Source organism: Methylococcales bacterium (assembly GCA_030949405.1).
Taxonomy (GTDB): domain Bacteria; phylum Pseudomonadota; class Gammaproteobacteria; order Methylococcales; family Methylomonadaceae; genus WTBX01.
Genome location: JAUZSN010000002.1, coordinates 2,809,719 through 2,828,821 on the forward strand (window position 1 = coordinate 2,809,719; position 19,103 = coordinate 2,828,821).

20 protein-coding genes are annotated in these 19,103 nt (G+C 38.3%); 8 read left to right on the forward strand and 12 right to left on the reverse strand.

Annotated elements, in window-relative coordinates:
- Nucleotides 1-23: 23 nt before the first annotated feature.
- The gene (gene glyS / locus Q9M50_14420; GenBank protein ID MDQ7091807.1) at nt 24-2,093 is read left to right on the forward strand and encodes a glycine--tRNA ligase subunit beta; all 2,070 of its coding nucleotides are present in this window, start codon (nt 24-26) and stop codon (nt 2,091-2,093) included.
- Between the two features lie 72 nt (nt 2,094-2,165).
- Here glyS and dacB read toward each other — a convergent pair whose 3' ends face one another.
- Both dacB and Q9M50_14430 read right to left on the reverse strand, forming a co-directional pair.
- Nucleotides 2,166-3,524: a D-alanyl-D-alanine carboxypeptidase/D-alanyl-D-alanine-endopeptidase gene (gene dacB / locus Q9M50_14425; GenBank protein ID MDQ7091808.1), complete on the reverse strand. Its 1,359-nt coding sequence runs from the start codon at nt 3,522-3,524 to the stop codon at nt 2,166-2,168.
- A gap of 4 nt (nt 3,525-3,528) precedes the next feature.
- Nucleotides 3,529-3,807 carry a hypothetical protein gene (locus tag Q9M50_14430; GenBank protein ID MDQ7091809.1) on the reverse strand — a complete coding sequence of 93 codons (279 nt, stop codon included), beginning with the start codon at nt 3,805-3,807 and terminating at the stop codon, nt 3,529-3,531.
- A gap of 467 nt (nt 3,808-4,274) precedes the next feature.
- Between Q9M50_14430 and Q9M50_14435 the strand changes: the two genes are divergently transcribed.
- Nucleotides 4,275-4,418: a hypothetical protein gene (locus Q9M50_14435; GenBank protein ID MDQ7091810.1), complete on the forward strand. Its 144-nt coding sequence runs from the start codon at nt 4,275-4,277 to the stop codon at nt 4,416-4,418.
- A 79-nt stretch (nt 4,419-4,497) separates the two neighbouring features.
- Here Q9M50_14435 and Q9M50_14440 read toward each other — a convergent pair whose 3' ends face one another.
- Nucleotides 4,498-5,388, reverse strand: a complete 891-nt coding sequence (locus Q9M50_14440) for a response regulator (protein MDQ7091811.1) — start codon at nt 5,386-5,388, stop codon at nt 4,498-4,500.
- Nucleotides 5,389-5,776: 388 nt separating this feature from the next.
- On the opposite strand from Q9M50_14440, the gene Q9M50_14445 reads away from it, so the two are divergent.
- Nucleotides 5,777-6,751, forward strand: coding sequence for an IS110 family transposase (locus Q9M50_14445; GenBank protein MDQ7091812.1), 975 nt, complete (start codon nt 5,777-5,779; stop codon nt 6,749-6,751).
- A gap of 220 nt (nt 6,752-6,971) precedes the next feature.
- On the opposite strand, the gene Q9M50_14450 is transcribed toward Q9M50_14445, so the two are convergent.
- The 3 genes from Q9M50_14450 to Q9M50_14460 form a co-directional block, all read right to left on the reverse strand.
- Nucleotides 6,972-9,377, reverse strand: coding sequence for a DUF4214 domain-containing protein (locus tag Q9M50_14450; protein MDQ7091813.1), 2,406 nt, complete (start codon nt 9,375-9,377; stop codon nt 6,972-6,974).
- Nucleotides 9,378-9,522: 145 nt separating this feature from the next.
- On the reverse strand, nt 9,523-10,833 hold the full coding sequence (locus Q9M50_14455) for a TolC family outer membrane protein (GenBank protein ID MDQ7091814.1): 1,311 nt from the start codon (nt 10,831-10,833) through the stop codon (nt 9,523-9,525).
- A 161-nt stretch (nt 10,834-10,994) separates the two neighbouring features.
- Complete coding sequence (locus Q9M50_14460) at nt 10,995-12,161, reverse strand: aminotransferase class V-fold PLP-dependent enzyme (GenBank protein MDQ7091815.1); 1,167 nt, start codon at nt 12,159-12,161, stop codon at nt 10,995-10,997.
- A 222-nt stretch (nt 12,162-12,383) separates the two neighbouring features.
- On the opposite strand from Q9M50_14460, the gene Q9M50_14465 reads away from it, so the two are divergent.
- A complete protein-coding gene (locus Q9M50_14465) occupies nt 12,384-13,016 on the forward strand; it encodes a hypothetical protein (protein MDQ7091816.1) in 633 nt (210 codons plus the stop codon).
- Nucleotides 13,017-13,850: a thermonuclease family protein gene (locus Q9M50_14470; protein MDQ7091817.1), complete on the forward strand. Its 834-nt coding sequence runs from the start codon at nt 13,017-13,019 to the stop codon at nt 13,848-13,850. It begins immediately after the preceding gene.
- A gap of 26 nt (nt 13,851-13,876) precedes the next feature.
- Here the strand turns inward: Q9M50_14470 and Q9M50_14475 are convergent, their stop codons facing one another.
- Nucleotides 13,877-14,518 (reverse strand): hypothetical protein, encoded by a 642-nt coding sequence (locus Q9M50_14475; GenBank protein ID MDQ7091818.1) that lies wholly within the window; start codon nt 14,516-14,518, stop codon nt 13,877-13,879.
- A 6-nt stretch (nt 14,519-14,524) separates the two neighbouring features.
- Nucleotides 14,525-15,193, reverse strand: a complete 669-nt coding sequence (gene pgl, locus Q9M50_14480) for a 6-phosphogluconolactonase (GenBank protein ID MDQ7091819.1) — start codon at nt 15,191-15,193, stop codon at nt 14,525-14,527.
- A 38-nt stretch (nt 15,194-15,231) separates the two neighbouring features.
- On the opposite strand from pgl, the gene Q9M50_14485 reads away from it, so the two are divergent.
- Nucleotides 15,232-15,702, forward strand: coding sequence for an MEKHLA domain-containing protein (locus Q9M50_14485; GenBank protein MDQ7091820.1), 471 nt, complete (start codon nt 15,232-15,234; stop codon nt 15,700-15,702).
- A gap of 43 nt (nt 15,703-15,745) precedes the next feature.
- Here the strand turns inward: Q9M50_14485 and Q9M50_14490 are convergent, their stop codons facing one another.
- The 4 genes from Q9M50_14490 to Q9M50_14505 all read right to left on the reverse strand — a co-directional run bounded on the left by Q9M50_14490 (nt 15,746) and on the right by Q9M50_14505 (nt 17,892).
- Nucleotides 15,746-16,468, reverse strand: a complete 723-nt coding sequence (locus Q9M50_14490) for a peptidylprolyl isomerase (protein MDQ7091821.1) — start codon at nt 16,466-16,468, stop codon at nt 15,746-15,748.
- 306 nt (nt 16,469-16,774) lie between these two features.
- Nucleotides 16,775-17,047 (reverse strand): BolA family protein, encoded by a 273-nt coding sequence (locus Q9M50_14495; protein ID MDQ7091822.1) that lies wholly within the window; start codon nt 17,045-17,047, stop codon nt 16,775-16,777.
- A complete protein-coding gene (locus Q9M50_14500) occupies nt 17,044-17,346 on the reverse strand; it encodes a YciI family protein (GenBank protein ID MDQ7091823.1) in 303 nt (100 codons plus the stop codon). The genes Q9M50_14495 and Q9M50_14500 overlap by 4 nt, the downstream gene beginning before the upstream one ends.
- A gap of 3 nt (nt 17,347-17,349) precedes the next feature.
- Entirely contained in the window at nt 17,350-17,892 is a 543-nt protein-coding gene (locus Q9M50_14505) for a septation protein A (GenBank protein ID MDQ7091824.1), read from the reverse strand.
- A gap of 143 nt (nt 17,893-18,035) precedes the next feature.
- Here Q9M50_14505 and Q9M50_14510 point away from each other — a divergent pair, with 143 nt between their 5' ends.
- On the forward strand, nt 18,036-18,341 hold the full coding sequence (locus Q9M50_14510) for a DUF1244 domain-containing protein (GenBank protein MDQ7091825.1): 306 nt from the start codon (nt 18,036-18,038) through the stop codon (nt 18,339-18,341).
- Nucleotides 18,338-19,072 (forward strand): class I SAM-dependent methyltransferase, encoded by a 735-nt coding sequence (locus tag Q9M50_14515; GenBank protein MDQ7091826.1) that lies wholly within the window; start codon nt 18,338-18,340, stop codon nt 19,070-19,072. Before Q9M50_14510 ends, Q9M50_14515 begins: the two co-directional genes overlap by 4 nt.
- Nucleotides 19,073-19,103 lie beyond the last annotated feature (31 nt).

The window sequence follows — 19,103 nt, forward strand, 5'->3', positions numbered from 1 at the left end:
CTCTAAATTCTAGGAATAATATAGTGACCGAACAACAAGATTTACTTTTTGAACTAGGCTGTGAAGAATTACCGCCTAAAAATTTATTAACCCTCAGTAATGCCTTATTAGCCAATATACAAAGCGGATTAGATGAGGTGGGGTTAACGTATCAAGAGGGCAAAGCCTATGCAACCCCTAGACGTTTAGCCGTCTTAATTAAAGGCTTAAAATCAACACAAGCGGATAAAGTGGTTGAAAAAAGAGGTCCTGCGGTCAAAGCCGCTTTTGCCGAAGATGGCTCACCGAGTCGTGCGGCATTAGGCTTTGCAAAAAGTTGTGGGGCTGAATTTGAGGCTTTAGAACGGATGAAAACCGACAAAGGCGAATGGTTGATTTTTAAACAAGCCATCAAAGGCAAAACCTCAACGGAATTAGTGCCTGATATTATCCATAAAAGTATTCATGATTTACCCATTGCTAAAAAAATGCGTTGGGGAAATTCTGATACCGAATTTGTACGCCCCGTTAAATGGGTGGTTTTGCTTTACGGTGAAAAGACGGTAGACGCGACTATTTTAGAATTAAAAGCAGGTAATCAAACCCAAGGCCATCGTTTTCATGCCCCCGCCCCTTTTACGATTAAAACACCCTCAACCTATTTAGAAAGTTTGCGTACACAAGGAAACGTCATCGCTGATTTTCACGAACGTAAAGCCCTGATTAAAAACGCAGCTCATGAGGCGGCTAAAAAGGTAGGCGGTCTGGCCCATATTGAAGAGGATTTGCTCAATGAAATCACCGCCCTCAATGAACAGCCTGTTCCTGTTATCGGTAACTTTGATGAACGTTTTTTAGCCTTGCCTAAAGAAGTGCTTATCACCACCATGCAAAGCAATCAAAAATATTTTCCTATTGTTAATGAATCAGGGGATTTATTAGCGCATTTCATTACCTTTAGCAATATTAAAAGCACACGTCCTGAGTCCATTCAAAAAGGCAATGAGCGAGTTATTTTACCCCGTTTAGCCGATGCTGAATTTTTTTGGAATCAAGATCGAAAAAAATCCTTAAGTGATCGGGTTGACTCACTAAATTCAATTATTTTTCAACAAAAATTAGGCACAATCGCCGATAAAACTAAACGCTTACAAGCTTTGGCAGACGTGATTGCTACCGAGCTTAATGCAGATAAAACACTGGCAAATCGAGCGGCCTTATTGGCTAAAACCGATTTAATGACCGATATGGTCGGGGAGTTTGCCTCATTGCAAGGGGTTGTCGGACGTTATTATGCCTTAGCCGATAACGAACCTGTTGAAGTTGCACAGGCTTTAGAAGAGCAATATTTTCCAAAACAATCAGGAACAGCGACCCCGCAAACCATTACAGGGCAGATTTTATCGTTAGCCGATAAACTCGATACCTTAACGGGTATTTTTAGTGCAGGGTTAATTCCAACAGGGGATAAAGATCCTTATGCTCTTCGCCGTGCAAGCTTAGGAATTTTACGAATTATCATCGAAAATAAATTATCCTTGAATATTGTTGAACTCATTAAAACCGCATTAAAACAGTATTCTCATGAGTTTGATCGACTCAAAACACAACAGTTAGTCACTGATTTTGTCTTTGAACGTTTAAAAGGCTATTGTTTAGAACAAGGATTTAAAATTGATGAATTTGATGCGGTGATGCGTATTAAACCCACGCACCCGTTAGATTTTATTAATCGTTTACAGGCGGTGAAACGCTTTAGAACCTTACCCGAAGCGGCTAGTCTTGCTGCGGCGAATAAACGTATTGGCAATATTTTAAAAAAATCGAAAACAAAACCTGCATCAGAAGTCGGTGAACTGGTAGAAACACAAGAGTTAGCATTATTAACCGTGGCAAAGCAATCTGCCATAGATATTAAGCCTCTATTAGAGACTCATAATTATGAGGCGGCTTTATCTCGATTAGCGCAACTCAAAGAGCCTGTCGATAATTTCTTTGATAATGTCATGGTGAATTGTGACGATGTAAGTCTACGTGCGAATCGTTTAGCCTTATTAAATTTATTAGCGCAACAATTTTTACAAATTGCCGATATTTCTAAACTACAAGCTTAATTATAATAAAACTTGCGTAGGAAGGGCTTAGTCCATCCTACGCAATATAAACTTTGGGAAGTTACCTAAACATTAATTCTCATGAGCCTGATTGATAATAGCCACTTGGGTGTCTTCTTTAGGAATTTCAGCATTCATCCCCCGCGTAGCCGTCCACTCAATTAATTTATTATGTATCGCTAATACTTTTCCTTTCGCATGTTTACCATTATGTAAAATAGCGACCACATAAAATTGACCATCTTTGGCTTTGACATACCCTGCAATTCCACGGGCATCGCGTAATGTCCCCGTTTTCATATAACTACTCTTAGCGGCAACCGTTCCTCGCATTCTCCGTCTTAACGTTCCATCTACGCCCATAATCGGTAACGAAGCTAATAAATGGCTTCGATTAGGACTTTTATAAGCATCTAACAATAACTCACCGATATTTCGCGCGGAAACACGACCTGTTCGACTGAGACCTGAACCATTCTCAATCTGTAGTTTTGAAAAATCTAATCCTCGACTTTGATACCACTGTCTTATTTTTTGACCGCCTTGTTTAAGCGTTGCTGGCGTTCCTGCTTTTGCCGCCACGCTCAAAAATAACTGTCTAGCCATCACATTATTACTTTTTTTATTCACCAAAGGCAATATATCTTTCACCGCCTTACCTTTAATTTTGTAAATCAAATTAGCATTCTTCGGGGTTTCAGCAACCACTAACTTCGTCCCTTCAATGATACCGCCCATCTCCGTTGTCCATATTCGTCTAAAACTTCCGTTCAGCATATTAACGGCTTTAGAAATAGCAAGGGAATAGTGACGCTGCCCACAACGGCTTGAGAGTGAACCATTAAAGTGGATTACTTTTTTTCGCGCCTTCAATTTAACACGCATCGCAGGACTCGCATAACGGCCTCGACACTTTACATTTTTCAGTTTTACATTATTAACAAAGGTCACATTGTCATCAGGATACAATGACATGATGCTAATAGATTTTGATTTTGGCGTTAGGAAAATATCACTAATGCCTTCGTTATATAGCAGAGCATCAGGTAACGCGTTGTACTTCGCATACGTTTTACCATCAAAATCCCCCGGCGATTTTGTATTAGGTGAGAAATAGGTATTATCAAGTACTAAATTTCCCGTTATTTTTGTGATTCCCTGTGTCCGCAGCCCTCTTAATAATAACCGCAAATCGTTAGGCTTAAAATTAGGATAACCATAACCTTTTAAATATAAATCACCCTGTAAAATCCCCTTGGAAACCACACCAGTCTTATAAAGTTCAATGGGCCAATGATAATTTGCCCCTAAAACACCTAAAGCCGCATAAGTGGTAATTAATTTCATTACTGATGCGGGGTTTCTTGAAATATCAGCATTAAACGTCAATAAAGGCGCGGGATTAGACACTGCATGAATATATGCACTCATCCCTTTACCGCTTATTTTTTTTTGCACGTAATAAGGCCATAATATCATCAGGAAGATACGTTAACGCTGCCTTTAATCGAACATTAGGCTTAACTTTATGAGGTTTCTTAATTTTCTTAACATTCGGTATTTTTGGCGTATTCGTTTTTGAAAGTGGTGGTTTAGAAGAGACTTTCAAAGGTTCCGATGTTGGAACGGTTGGCGTACTGGTACACGCCATTTCGACGAGTCCTAAAAAAAATATTAATAGGAAACTTTTAATGATCGTTTTAATAATGCTCATAATAATAGATTTAGGTTGTTTTTCACGTCGGTAATTTTTATAAAAACCTACTTTCGTCGGTTGGTATCGCCGCCCTACTTCTTTTTTTGTAATTCATTTTGTAAAGTATGACTAACGTCAGTAGATTTTATTCAGTTTAAGCGTTCAGCACTATCAAAATTATCCATAATAGTGACTGACTTTTTTCGCCCAATGTTTTTAAATTAAGTTTATCACCTAAAGTAGCTGAAAGCTGTGAAAAAGTTGTTTAAAATCCATTTTTTTATCATTAGGAATATGTTGGAGTCCAAGAGCTAAAGCTCTTGGACTCCAATTATCAAGTTGTGCATGTTATTTAAGGGATAAGGACTTAATAATTTTCAAAAGAGTCCGTACTGAAAATACTAAATAGCTTTGGTAAAAAATATACGATAACTTTTGCTTAGGTGCTTACCTATCTTCCATACTCTATTTTATAAGGTATCCCGATGAACGTCACAAAGCCACTAACAAATCGTATCAGCATAGACCCTGAAAAATGCAATGGTAAACCCATTCTATTGCGGCTTAAAAATATTCCCATGAAATACTTAATTGATGTGAATATACCCGATAGCTGGCCTGTTTTTTAGCAAGAAAACATGACTTTGGTTAAAAACTTAGACCCAAAATGAACTGACCGATTCATTTCTAAAATAAAACTCTTTCAAATTATTTTATTTTTAATTGGTTTAATAAATCCGTCGTTGTTATTTCAGCAATACGTTCCAGTTCTATAATTAAATCATGAGTAATTATTTGCTTATTTTTAAGCATTTCCCCAATCAATCTTAAATTTTCAACTAAGGGTTCGGCTCCAAATATTCCCGAAGCCCCTCTTAATTTATGACAATAATGTCTGACTTGCGCCCAGTCACGTTCAGCAACTGCTTGTTTTATTTCGCCAATAGAGTTAGGAAGTGAGTTTATATATTTTTCTACAATGCCATCAAAATTTTTACCAATTGTTTTTTTCTGTGTATTAAAAAAATCTTGATTAATGATGGTCGTTGATATTTCTGTGTTCTCAACGGACGGCACGTTTATCGTTGAAATATTTTCATTATTAAGTAACGATAATAGGGTTGTTGATAAATCTTTACTCTTAAAGGGTTTGGGAATATAAGCATCCATTCCTATTTTTAGACATTTCTGCTGATCCTCTTTCATGGCATCTGCTGTCACAGCAATAATCGGTATGTGGGCATCTTTAGACTCACGCGCACGAATCGCCGTAGTGGCTTGAAAACCATCCATTTTAGGCATGTGACAATCCATTAAAATAACATCATAGTCCTCTTTATCTAATGCGTTTAAGACTTGAAGCCCATTATCAACACATTTTACTGATGCCCCTAAAATTTCAAGCATATTTACAATCACGACTTGATTAATTTCATGATCTTCCGCAACTAATATTTTAATATTCGCTAAAGGTTTATCATCAGCCGTTTTCACAGCAGGTTCTTTAACGGTTTTTATATCTAAAGTTTGCGTGAATATGCGTTGACATAAACCAAATAATACCGATTGCTTAACAGGTTTTGCTAAAACTTTAACCACATTAAACTAAAGGGGTGAAACTAAAGGGGTCCAACTAAAGGGGTCAACTAAAGGGGTCAGTGTCAATTAAGTGTAGAAATAAAAAAGCAATCACACTTAATTGACACTGACCCCTTTAGTTTTATTAACACTTGTATCTTAGATTCCAGTGTTAATTTAGTTAAATAAATGGCACTATCCAATGACGGTTGGATGAGAGATAGAGACACTGTAAGTACTCTTGATTAGAAAAATCGTGGGTCAGATTAGTGCCTACCTCTCTTTAATAACGCCTTCAAATGCGAACAGTATCTTGTGCCTGCAACTAAGCAAGAGCACGAATAGTTACAAGAATGCCATGACGTTATTTTATCCAATCTTTAGTTTACACTTAACTGGGGATAATACGATGATTTTTATTGGAATTGATATTTCTAAACTTACCTTTGATGCGGCTTATAATCTTAATTCACGCACTCTTCACAAACAGTTTTCTAATAGCACCAAAGGGTTTGAAGCATTTCTTTTATGGGTGAATAAAAGTAACGAAAAGATTTATACCTGTCTCGAAGCAACAGGTGTTTATAGCTTTCATTTAGCGGAATATTTATCCCAGAAAAAAATAAACGTGATGGTTGTTAATCCAATGGTTACTCATGCTTTTTTTAAGATGGAATTAAATCGTAATAAAACAGATAAAGCAGATGCTCAGCTTATTGCCAGATATTGTGAATATGCTGTTTCAACAGGTGATTACAAAAAGAAATCATACCAACCTAAAGGCAAAGACTATGAAGCAATACAACGCTTAGTCACTCGCTGTGACCAATTAGAAAAGTCTAAAACACAAGAAAATAATCATTTAGAAGCTAGTGTAAATAAACAGACATCGCGTTCTATCAAACGATTACAAAAAGCGATTAATAATGAAATTGATCGGGTTAAAAAACACATTGCGGACATTGTTAAAAAAAACGAATGTCTCAGTCAGCAAGTCAAATTATTAACAAGCATTAACGGTATTGGTGAGCGTACTGCATGGAGTATTTTAGCGTATATTGGTGATATTAATTTCTTTTCAAGTTCAAAACAAATTGCCAGTTATGCGGGATTAACGCCTAAGATCATACAGTCAGGTACAAGCATTGATAAATCATCCTTATCTAAGCTTGGGCATAAACGATTGCGTAAATCGCTTTATATGCCAGCACTTGTCGCTATTCGATACAACCCAATGCTGAAGCTTGTTTATGAGCGTTTAGTTAATAATGGTAAGCCTAAAAAAGTAGCGATAATCGCTGTCATGAGAAAATTATTAATTTTGTCCTATGGTGTCTTAAAGTCAGAAAAACCATTTGATATAAATTACCAAATTAAGAGCTAGGGTTTTAAAGAGTAAATCAAAATAAGCTTAATTTTTAATAAATAAAAGTAAAATAGAGTTGCTTTTTAAGACAGTATCTGACCCCTTTAGTTTCCTTTAAGTTCTGACCCCTTTAAGTTAAAAACCACCTTTCAGTTTCCTAAAAGGTGGTTTTGTTTAAGCCGTAAAACCCAAGTAAAGTTGGTATCATCCACCTCTACTTGGCTTAGTTAGCATAAAACTATGCAACAAAACTAAAATCAGCAGATGTTAATGTTGTAGAATCAACCCCTGTTAAAGTTAAGAAATTTGTTGAAGTTCCAGTTGAAACTGGTGTAACAGCACTATTAGTAACATCGTATGTTGACAATATTGCATCCCCACCTGTTTTATTCCATAAGATAAGAATATCATCACTTGCAGTTGGTGCAGTTAGCGTTAGCGCATGTGTACCCGAAGCTTCAATAGCCAATTCCATTGCTGCTTTATCTGCAAACTCTCCAGATAAGCCAACAATAGCATCACCTGCAGCAATTGTTGTTGCTGCTGTAATTTGTTTAACTTTAAAAATATTTGTCGTAATATTAGTAGTAGTAATAGCTACAGCCCCACCATCTATTATTTTAGAAGACGCAGCAATTAATTCCGTCACAGACAAGTGAACCGTATCATCGGCTACAACAAAATCACTAATGACAGCCCCTGTCTTTTTAATAACAAATATATCTTTACCCGCTCCACCTGTTAGCTTAGTGGCAACAGTTGTCATTGTTGTAAGTGTATCATCACCTGCTCCACCATCAAGCGTACCAGCCCCCGTAATTGTTAGCTTATCATTACCAGTGCCACCAATAACATCTGCTGTGGAACTAAAAGTACCCGTTAACACGCCCGTCAATGCAGATGCATCAAATTTACCTGTAATAGCAGAACCACCAATAGTTAATGCTTTATCGCCTGTGACGGTTGTATCAGATGCTGCAATAGGATTATAGGTAGTAATCGTTGTATCAGCAGTCACATTAGTTAAAGCTACTTTAGTAGCCGTTGCTATTGTTATATTCGATTGACTTGCTCCCAAATCAATTTTTATTGTATCAGTTGCTGCGCCCGCAAAATTAACAGTATTAGTATTTGCAACTGATAATTTAATAACACTATCTTTATGAACTGTTAACGCAGAAACAACAATAGGTTTAATTACATCAATCACATTAAAAGCTGCAGCACTTAAATTTGCAGTTGATGACGTTTCAACATGAAAAGCAGATGTTTTAGCACCAATCGCAGAAACGACTGTTGTCCCATTAAAAGCAACAGGATTACCGACAAAAGTAATATCCTGATCACCTAAAATAATAACCTTATCACCTGTTGCAGTCCCTACAACTTGATCAACATCTACAAGGTTTAATACTGAAGGTCCTGTAGAAAGATTTAGTGTTAATGCTTCTATTTCACCTGCAGTTGCAGTTCCATTTGCAATTTCAAATGCTGCACCTGTTGCTATAGTGCCTGTTAGGTTGACTTTAAAATCATCTGCCCCAGTACCACCTTTTAGGTAAAGTGATTTTACATCTGCAGGTGTATCAATAACCACTACGTCATCTTTAGCTCCACCCGTTAATGTAACAGATGTTGCTTTACCTGCTTTCACACTAAGTGATCCAGCTGTTCCCGTTGCAGTAGTCGTCACATTTAACGTAGAAATATTATCACCTGCAACAATTTCAGCCGTTGCTGAAGATGCCTCAATAACAGTCGCTGTTCCTGAGGTTGCAGTTGTGTTCAAATTTAACGTTTTAGCACCTGAAACAGATTTTAAATTTAAGCCTACAGAGTTTGTAGTCGCATTAACATTAATCGTTTCAACATTTTTAATTAATGGTGCAGCAGTTGAGTCATAAATTAATGAAGTAAGATTTGCAACATCCGCATCTGTTGTTGTGGTATCAATCAAAGAATCTGCTGATTTTAATGTACCATCCGCACTATCGAATGTATCGTTATCTGCCGTACCAATGAATGAATCATCACCCGTTGTTAAAACAAAAGTAGTACCTGCTGTACCTGTTGCAGGCGGACCCAATGCAGTTTTCGCTGTTTCAACGGTGGCAACATCAGAGGTTACTGTATCAAATGCAGTCTTAGCTTTAGCCAGAGCGTCCACCTCAGAAAGCCCTGAAAAACTATCAACAAAAAATTGCGAAACGGTTGTTTTATTCTCAACTAGTGCTTTATCTAATAACCCTTCTGGCGTACTCGCTGCTTTAACCGCTTCAAGAATAGCAGGAATCGCGTCAGCTCTAGTTCCCGCGTTAGTATCAAGTTTGTCCAACCAAAAAACAACGCCTGCATCATCAGCTGGAAGAACACGATTTAGAATGTTTTTATAAATCGCTTGAACAAATTCAAGATTTGACTGCGTAGCAGGATAAAGTGCAATGTACTCTGGTGCTTCTGTAATGGCGACCGAGAGTAATGAAATTAATCCTGTTGTTTTAGCCGCATCATCTGCCCCCGTTGCCGTTGGAAATGCGGTATCAAACTGACCCACCCAAAAATTAAATCCTACTGGATCTGCCGCACGCCCAAAAGAGGCCGTGTACATCTCTAAAATACTTGCTTTCTGTGCTGTTGTAGCCATTGTAAACTCCTAAAAAAATAAAAAAATAAACAAAAATTAAAATCAAATAACGAAAAAGCCGTCATAAGAGTTAGCTATCGTTAGAGTGAATAATACCATAGCACTTCCTCAAAACAAAACATAACAGCGCATTTTGTAGGCTTAATCACAAAACATTTTTCCCTAACCATTGATTAATAGTCGCTAATGAATCCATCGTAATGACACCCGTTATTTTTTGGAAACGAATCCAATGGGTTATATACACATAACGAACGTCCAATAACCCTTTGCGTGCTTCAAATACCCGTTGCTGAGAGACCAAAACATCCCCAATCGTTTGAACCCCGTAACGAAACCCTTTTTGCATAGCATCATTCGCTTTAATCGCTGATTTGACTGCTTTAGAAGCCGCTTCAATCCGTCGAACACTGGCATTCGTACTTAAAAAAGCTTCACGGGTTTCTTTAATAACCCCCCGTAAAAGTGCAATTTTCTTTTGTCGGCTAATTTCACGATTCTTAGAGGCCTCATCGGCACGCGCTAAGGTTGTCCCCCCCGGAAAAAGAGGAATATTAATATTAATCGACCCCACTTTCGTATCCGTCTCATTCGATTGGGTATCATTAAAGCCTGTATTGGATCGAAAATAACTGAATTGTAAATCAACGACAGGCAAATGCCGTGAATGCTCCATAGAAACCGCATAATCCGCCGCTTCAATCGCTTTTTCTTGAGCTTTTAAGCCCGCGTTCAATTCCCGTGCTTGGAGTATTCGTTGATCGAGCGTTCCCGACAACGCTACAAAATCAACCGTATCACGCAACCCTACTAATGAATCAAATACCGTGCCTGTTAATTCTGAAACTTCTTGCCGTGCAACATCCAACTGTGTCTTCGCATCCACTTGATCCGCCACCAATAAATCAAGCTTCGCCTCCATTTCATACACATCGGTAATTTTAACCAACTGCTTTTCAAATTGGCGCGTTAATTGTTCTAATTGCCGGGTTGATAACGCAACTTCATTTTCAATTAACCCTAAATTATCACGAGCGGCTAAAACCGCAAAATAACGCTCAACCGTTAACAGCATTAAATTTTGTTCCGCTTCGACATTGGCTTGCTTATACTGGTCAACCACTTTATTGGAGCGAATCCAGTTTAAAACTTTAGGGACATCAATTAAAGACTGGGTTAAATTTAAAGTATAACGCTCCCCTTTAAAGGAATCTTCGGCTTTCGTTTTAACATTCCGTTGATCAATTAATGATAAGTTTGCTGATACACTCACTTGAGGTAATAATTCCCCCCCTGCTTGCCAATGCTGTGCCTCCCCTACACCCACTTGCAACTGAGCCGTTTTTAAATTGGGGTCAGCGTACAACGCTTGACGATAAATAGTCATTAAATCATCGGCGTAAACTGATGATAAGGGAAGTAATGCTATTAAAAGGGTATAAAAACGTTTTTTCACACGGTTCTCTTGACTGGATTAGTAATGGAAATTTTGCAGGGTGCATAAGCGAAGCGTCATGCACCTAATGATCTTTAAAAAAAATAATATCGTATCTATATAAAATCAAGTGAAATTATAAGCAAGGTGCATGACGCATCGCTTATGCACCCTACGCAAAACTAGCCCGCCGTTGAACGATAATACTCAAGGGCGGCGGCCACACCGCTTCCTGCGGTCAACTCGTAACCACAATCTAATAACGCCATTTCCACGCCCGCAATGGTTCCTAGCATTGAAACATCATTCATATCCCCCATATGTCCAATCCGAAAAACTTTTCCAGCGACTTCCGTTAAACCCGCGCCTAATGAAATATTATACTTATTATAAGCAACCCCAATTACATCGGCGGCATTTTTATCTTCAGGAACCACAATGGCTGAAACTGTATCCGATTCAAAACCCTCATGAGCGCAAAGCTTTAAACCCCATGCGGCAATCGCTCGACGACAGCCTTCCCCTAAACGATGATGACGCGCATAAACCGCTTCCATGCCTTCGTCTAATAATAATTCTAATGATTTTTTCAATCCGTGAATCATTGGCGTTGATGGCGTATAAGGCGTATACCCATTAGCATTTTGCGCCATTTGATCGCCTAAATCTAAAAAGCAACGTGGATAGGTTGAGGTTTTCGTCATCGCTAACGCTTTTTGACTAAACGCAAGAATCGCCGCCCCTGCTGGAAGCATAAAGCCTTTTTGTGAGCCACTAATGGCCCCATCAATGCCCCAGTCATCCATTTTAAATTCAATACTGGCAATGGAACTTACGCCATCGACAAATAATAAGGCGGGATGATTAGCGGCATTCATCGCAAGGCGAACCCCACCTATATCACTGGTTACGCCTGTTGAAGTTTCATTATGGGTGGCTAAAACCGCTTTAATTTCATGTTGACTGTCTTCTTTTAAACGCGCTTCTAAATGGTCAACAGGGATGCCTTTCCCCCATTCAACTTCATGCACTTCGACATCAAAGCCTAACCGTTTCGCCATACTCATCCACAAGTGTCCAAATTGACCAAAACGATAAATAATTACTTTATCACCGGGATTCAACGTATTGGTCAATGCAATTTCCCAGCCTGCAGTCCCTGTTGCAGGAAAAACAAACGCTTGTCCTGTTTCTGTTCTAAAGACTTGTTTTAATGCGTCTAAAACAGGCTTAAATAACTTAGGAAAATCAGGTGAACGGTGATCTTCCATCGGAACGTGCATCGCGCTTAAAATTTCATGGGGAACGTTTGTAGGACCGGGGATAGATAAATGATTACGACCTGCCATTTGTGAGCCTCTATTAATGATAACGAGAAGAAAATTGGAAATGTCTGTAAAAAAACGTCAGACAAAGGGTGTAGATTTTGCCAGATAATCCCCCAATCAGCAAGCAACGAATGAGAAAAATAAGGACTTGGGTAAAAAGTAAAGAAAAATAGACTAAACTCATAGCTTATTCTGTTTTTTTTCGTTATTCTTTAGTGTCTAAGTAATTTATTGGAAACGACTATGAATCGCACAATTAAACACCTCATCGCGATCAGCTTTTGTTTATTAATAACAACAGGCTGCATCCCTTCACAGCAACAACACGTCAGCCCTTACTCATCCCCTGTCACGATTCGTACGAATGGAAATACAAATGACTATAGAGAATATTCTCGTCAGTCTAATACAAACTATAAAAAGAATAACGCGTATGACCGTAACTATAATACGCGTTATCAGCAAAATAAGAATTATACGACGCAGCAAGATCGCCGCTACAAAAAACAGAATGATTATGACCGTAGACAAGAGACCCGTTATAACAATAATAATCGTTATAACAATCATAAACGTAAAAATAACAACCGCTATCAAACTAATGACACTTATGAGCGTAAACAAACTAAACGCTATCAAGACTATAATAACAATCATAATCGAAAACAAACTAAACGCTATCAAGACTATAATAATAACAATCATAATCGAAAACAAACTAAACGCTATCAAAGCCATGATAATAACAATCATAATCGAAAACAAACTAAACGCTATCAAAGCCATGATAATAATGACCGTAAACAATCTAAACGCTACCGAAAAAATAATCGCTATGATGAAAATCGTTATGATGACTCCGAGCATCGTCACTAAATGAAAATATCCCCTGCTTATTTAAAACCCATCGGGCTATTATTTTTAGCTATGATCCCTATGTTGAGTTCGGCTGAAATTTATTATTGGAAAGATGAGGCAGGCAAAAAACATTTTTCTGATCGCAAACAGGATGAGGCGGTCATCCTTTCTATTAAGACCGCGCCTCGTTATTATCAGATTAAAAAAATTATTGATGGCGATACGATTCACCTAGAAGGCGGAGTGAAAGTACGCTTATTAGGGATTAATACCCCCGAAGTCGGTCGAGGCGATAAAATTGCAGAGGCAGGGGGGGAAGAAGCGAAACAATGGTTAATCAAACAACTCGCCAACACCAAGCTGAAGCTGCGTTATGATGTTGAAAAAAAAGATCACTATGATCGAACCTTAGCTTATGTTTTTACCGATAAAAAAATCAATATTAATGTCGCACTGGTTGAAAAAGGCTGGGCATCGGTTACTATTTATCCGCCTAATTTAAACTATGTTGATGCCTTAGTGGCCGCGCAACAACACGCCGAATCAAAAAAATTAGGGATTTGGGGAATGCCTGCGTATCAACCTAAACAGGTCAAGGATTTTGATTCCAGTCAACATAAAGGCTGGCAACGGATTCAAGGTAAAGTCACCCGTTTAAAACAAGCGAGAAAATATAACTATTTATACCTTTCCCCTCACTTCGCCTTAAAAATAGCACGGGATTCTGACGTATTTGAGGACTTAAATACCTATGTTGGAAAAACAATTGAAGCGCGGGGCTGGGTGCGAAAAAATAAAAAAGACTATCGTTTATTAATTCGCCACCCCAGTGCCATAAAACTAAACCCCTGATATACGTGTTCAAGGCTGAATCGTACTTACGTTGATTTATTTAATTCAGCTTCAATTATTTTTTTTAAGGCTTTAATCATTTTAAAAATTGAAAAAATAGCCTTATTATCCGCGACATAGGCGTTACTAATACAATATTCATTTCCCTTTAAAATAATAAAATTCCAAACTAAACCCACCACAAATAAGCCATAAATAGGCATTTTATTTTTATTTAATTCACGTGCAACCAACATCGCCACCAAAACCTGCCCATCAGGCGTGCCTTGATTTTCGATACTTCGTTTATACTCATGCAAACAAAAATAAGGCTGATGAGGATTGCGGACACCCGTGGCAATCATCCCATCTACAATGCCTGATAATTGATAATCACCCAGAATATGCGTTAACGGGCGTTCCAAAAAATAAGCGATTTGATCGTCATCAATATCCGCTAACATAATCAAAGGACTGATGAATTTGTTTTCTAATTCCACTTCATTCCACGAACGTCCGCCTCGAATCAATGACTTTTGCAGTCTTAATAAAATTACTTGGTCAGCCTGTTCAATTTCAATCGACTTAGTTTGCCATTCCGTCATTAAATTAGATTCCCATACTTGCGTTAACCCAAAGGTATCCTCCAGTTTGTCTAAATCCCATTCTTTAAAGGTGTGCGTTTTCATTTGAATTTAGTCCGCTAATAAAACAGTCACCGATGTTTTCGGTTGAATCAACGCAACGGGTAAATTATCGCCTCGTTGCCAAGCCTCTAAAGCCTGTTGCTTATTCGCCGCTGAAATTAAAAATAAAACCGCTCGGCTCTCACTTAACGCCTTCGCACTTAACGACACTCTTTCAGCAGGAGGCTTTGGGGCCTCATAAACAGCATGGACTAAGGCGTGTTCATCATGTTCATGACCAGGAAATAAACTGGCGGTATGCCCATCTTCGCCCATGCCTAATAAAACCAAATCAAATGGTAGGGCTTGCTTAACAATAGCCTGATAATCACGCGCCGCTTGTTCGCCACCTAATTCTGTTGGCATTGGGTGAATCTGTGCGTTGGGAATTGAGGTGTACTGTAAAAAAACATCCGTCGCCATTTTGCTGTTTCTATCAGGATGATCGGCAGGTAAGCAACGTTCATCGCCATAGTAAACCTGCCAGTGTTGCCAATCGGTTTCAAGATCAATCAACAAACGATAAGCATTTTCAGGGGTACTTCCCCCAGCAAGAACCAATTTAAAGCAACCTCGTTCAGCAATGGCTTGTTTTGCTGCCGCTGCAATCCGTTTTGCGGCGGTTATCGCGAGTTCGTCTTTATTTTTTAAAGGTTGCCAGTTAAGATTTTGCGTCATAATAGTTAAACTATAAATTTAAAACCCTAAATATTACCATGACTTTCCTCAATCCACCTACAGTTGAAAATCAGTTTTTAACCGATCATGCCGTGCTGTTAAACAGCAGCTTTCAACACTATTTAGGCTATCCCTTATGTAATTCGGATGCGTCTAATTTTGCTGAAACCTTATTTCAGGCCCCGTTTGCAGTACTTTCACACAACACAGCGAACGACCCTCTTTTTAATTATTCAAACCAACAAGGGTTAGCATTATTTGAATTAACATGGGATCAATTAATTCAATTACCCTCCCGTGCCTCTGTTGAAACGGTTAATTTTACCGCCAGAGAAAAATTAATGGCACAGGTCACTGAAAAAGGATTTATTAAGGATTATCAAGGCATTAGAATTTCAAGCACCGGAAAGCGTTTTCAAATTAATAAGGCGATTGTTTGGAATTTACACGATAAACAGGGCGTTTATCAAGGACAAGCCGCGTGTCTTTTTGAATGGGATTTTTTATAGAGAGCCATCAGGGCGATGGCTCTCCAAAATAGAGACGATAAAATTATTTCTTCTCGTCTACTTTAGGGGCTTCTTTGTTTTCATCCGTTGCAGGCACAGGTTCAGCAACAACGGCTGTTTTAGCCTCATCTGCTTTTGCACCCACATCAACCGCTTCGGCAGCCTCTATATTTTTAGCTTGTTTTTCAATTTTTTTAATTTCTGCGGGGTTAGCAGCCACGTCAGGGGCTTTAATTTCAGGCTCCTCAATAGAAACTAAAATTTCAACTTTTGCTTTTTCACGCAACGACTTCAACATATCCTGAATTTTTTTCTGTTGTAAAGCGGGGCGTAACTGCTCTTTAATCGTATCAAAAGGCGGAGGCGTTTGTTTCCGAGAATCTTCACGTAAAATAATATGCCAGCCAAACTGCGTTTTAATCGCTTCTTTTGTAAAAGCTCCATTTTCTAACGCAATCACCGCTTTAGAAAAAGCCGCAACCATTTGTCCATCAACAAACCAGCCTAAATCACCGCCTTGAGGGCCTGATGGGCCTGTGGAATGTTTTATCGCTAAGGCTTTAAAATCACCGCCAGCCGTTAATTTTTCAATTATTTTTTTAGCTTGAGCTTCGTCCTTAAGCAAGATATGACGGGCTTTATATTCATCACCTGAACTTTTAGCCACTTCTTCATCGTATTTAGCTTTTATTTCGGCATCGGTAACAGGATTTGATTTGATGTAATTTTGTACCGTGGCTTGAGAAAGTAAAGAACGCGTTGCCATTTCAATCCGCTCTGAAATTTCAGCGGTTTGCTCTAACTTTTTTTGTTTCGCATCTTGAACCAATAATTCACGCTGAATCAGTTCTTCAACTAATTTTTCTTTAGGGAATTTTTGTCCATGACTTCGTTCTTGAATATCTTTCTCTAAACTTTCTAGTGTTTTTTTACTGATGTAAGTTCCATTGACCAATGCAATTGCATTTTCTTTACTCACAACAGGAATATTTGTTTTAGGTGCTTCATCACAGGCTACGAGAAACGTGCTACTGACTAACAATAGGGGAATTATTTTTTTCATTGATTTCGATTATTTGGGTAAATTTTCAGAAGGCGTTAAAGCGTTAATACCTAGAGCATGAATATCTTGTTTCATCATATCACCTAAGGCTTGATAAATTAATTGATGGCGTTGAACTAAGGATTTATTTTCAAACCCTTGACTTACAACCGTTAAATGATAATGTCCTCCCCCTTTTTGCGTACCTGCATGACCTGCATGAGCGGCACTGTTGTCAATTACTTCAAGTAATTCAGGGGTTAAAGCATTACTCAGTTTTTGTTTAATTAAATCAGTTATCATTGTGGAAAGACCTGCTTAAAAGGTTTAACGGTAACAAGGGAATAAACACCAGACAGTGCGTAAGGATCCGCATCGGCCCATGCTCTTGCATCATCCCCTGTTTCAAATTCAGCAATCACTAAACTACCATTAAAACCTGCATCACCAGGGGTTTCACTCTCAATGGTTGGATGAGGACCTGCTAATAATAATCGTCCTTGATCTTGTAAATCTTGCAAACGTTGTAAATGCGCGGGACGTACCGCTTGTCTTTTTGACAGACTATTTTCTACGTCATTACTCATAATTGCGTATAGCACAAATTATTCCTCAGTTTCAGTATCGGGAAGGTATTTATATAAAAATATCATTTGTAAAATAATAAAAACAACCATTAAAGCAGGAACACCAAAGGTTTTAAAGGTGACCCAATCATCGGTCGTGTAATTGTGCATCACATAGAGATTAATAAATCCTACGCTTGTAAAAAAGAAGGCCCACATTAAGTTTAAGCGTTTCCAGATAACATCAGGTAGTTCAAGGGCGGAGCCCATCATCCGTTGTACAATCGGTTGCTTGCCCAAAAATTGACTGCCTAAAAAAGTAGCCCCGAACAACCACTCAATAATCGTTAGTTTCCATTTTATGAATTGCTCATCTTGCAAATAAAGCGTAGCACCGCCCATGACAATGATAAGCCCTAAAGTAACCCATTGCATGGTTTCAACTTTTCGGTATTTAATCCAATTAAAAACAACTAATAAGAGGGTCGCTCCCATAACGACCGCTGTTGCACTATAGATGTCATAAAATTTATACGCAATAAAAAATAAAATAATAGGAATAAATTCAAGAAGTTGTTTCATAATGTAGAAAAATAATAATGGAATACCTTTAAGTATGGGGTTTACCTTATAAAATTTCAAATATCGAGTGTAATTTTTTTGCACTGGAATGTATAAGGTCGGACCGTGGTTTCTGCTAAAATGTTCATTTTTAGATAAATATTATGGATAAGACAACACAAACTGAATTAGAAGCCGCCGCTTTTCGGCGTTTAGTTAAGCATTTACAATCACATTCTGAGGTTCAAAATATTGAGTTAATGATTTTAGCGGATTTTTGTCGAAATTGTTTAGCCAAATGGTATGTAGCCGCCGCTGAGGATCAAAATATTGAACTCAGTTACGATCAAGCCCGTGAAATGGTTTATGGAATGCCTTACAGTGAATGGAAAGATAAGTTTCAAACCACAGCAACCGCTGAACAGTTAGCCGCTTTTGAAAAAAAACGTCAACAAAAGGTATCATTATGACCCCTTTAGAAGCCGATGAGAATGTTTTTACAGGTATTTTAGGTGAACATTATCAAATGATTAAACTTATTTGTCCACTGGCCGCACAGATGAGTCATTTAGTCGGGGAATCTGTAAAAAATTACGCTAAAACGGTTAACAACACACTCAACATTGTAGAAATTGGCGGCGGTACAGGCATTACCAGTCTCTCTATTTTACTGGCAACGGATGATTTGCTCATCACCAGTATTGATAATGCAGCCACCATGCAACAACAGGCTAAAAAAAACTTAAGCGCATGGGCTGAACAAGGAAAAATTAAGTTTATAGAAGCCGATGCGATAACAGCCCTTCAAGCAATCCCTGATAACAGTGTTGATATGATCGCGTCGGCCTATACATTGCATAATTTTGAACATAGTTACCGAGATCTATTTATTCAAGAAGCCTTTCGCATTCTTAAACAGGGCGGACAATTTGTTAATGGTGACCGCTATGGCCTCGATGATATTTCAGCGCATACGGCCCTATTACAAGGGGAAATCAAAGGTTATTTTAACGTGTTAACGGCTGCAAATAAATTAGACTTACTAGAGCATTGGATTCTTCACTTATTTGCGGATGAATCTGAAAATAGAGTGATGCGTGAAAGTGTCGCTCTTAAGCAACTTGCTACCGCTGGGTTTAGTGATATTCAATTATCGCAACGGACTGAGGTTAACGCAGTCATGACGGCCATTAAAAACTAAGATTTAGGGACTTTTTAGTTTGATGAAAATA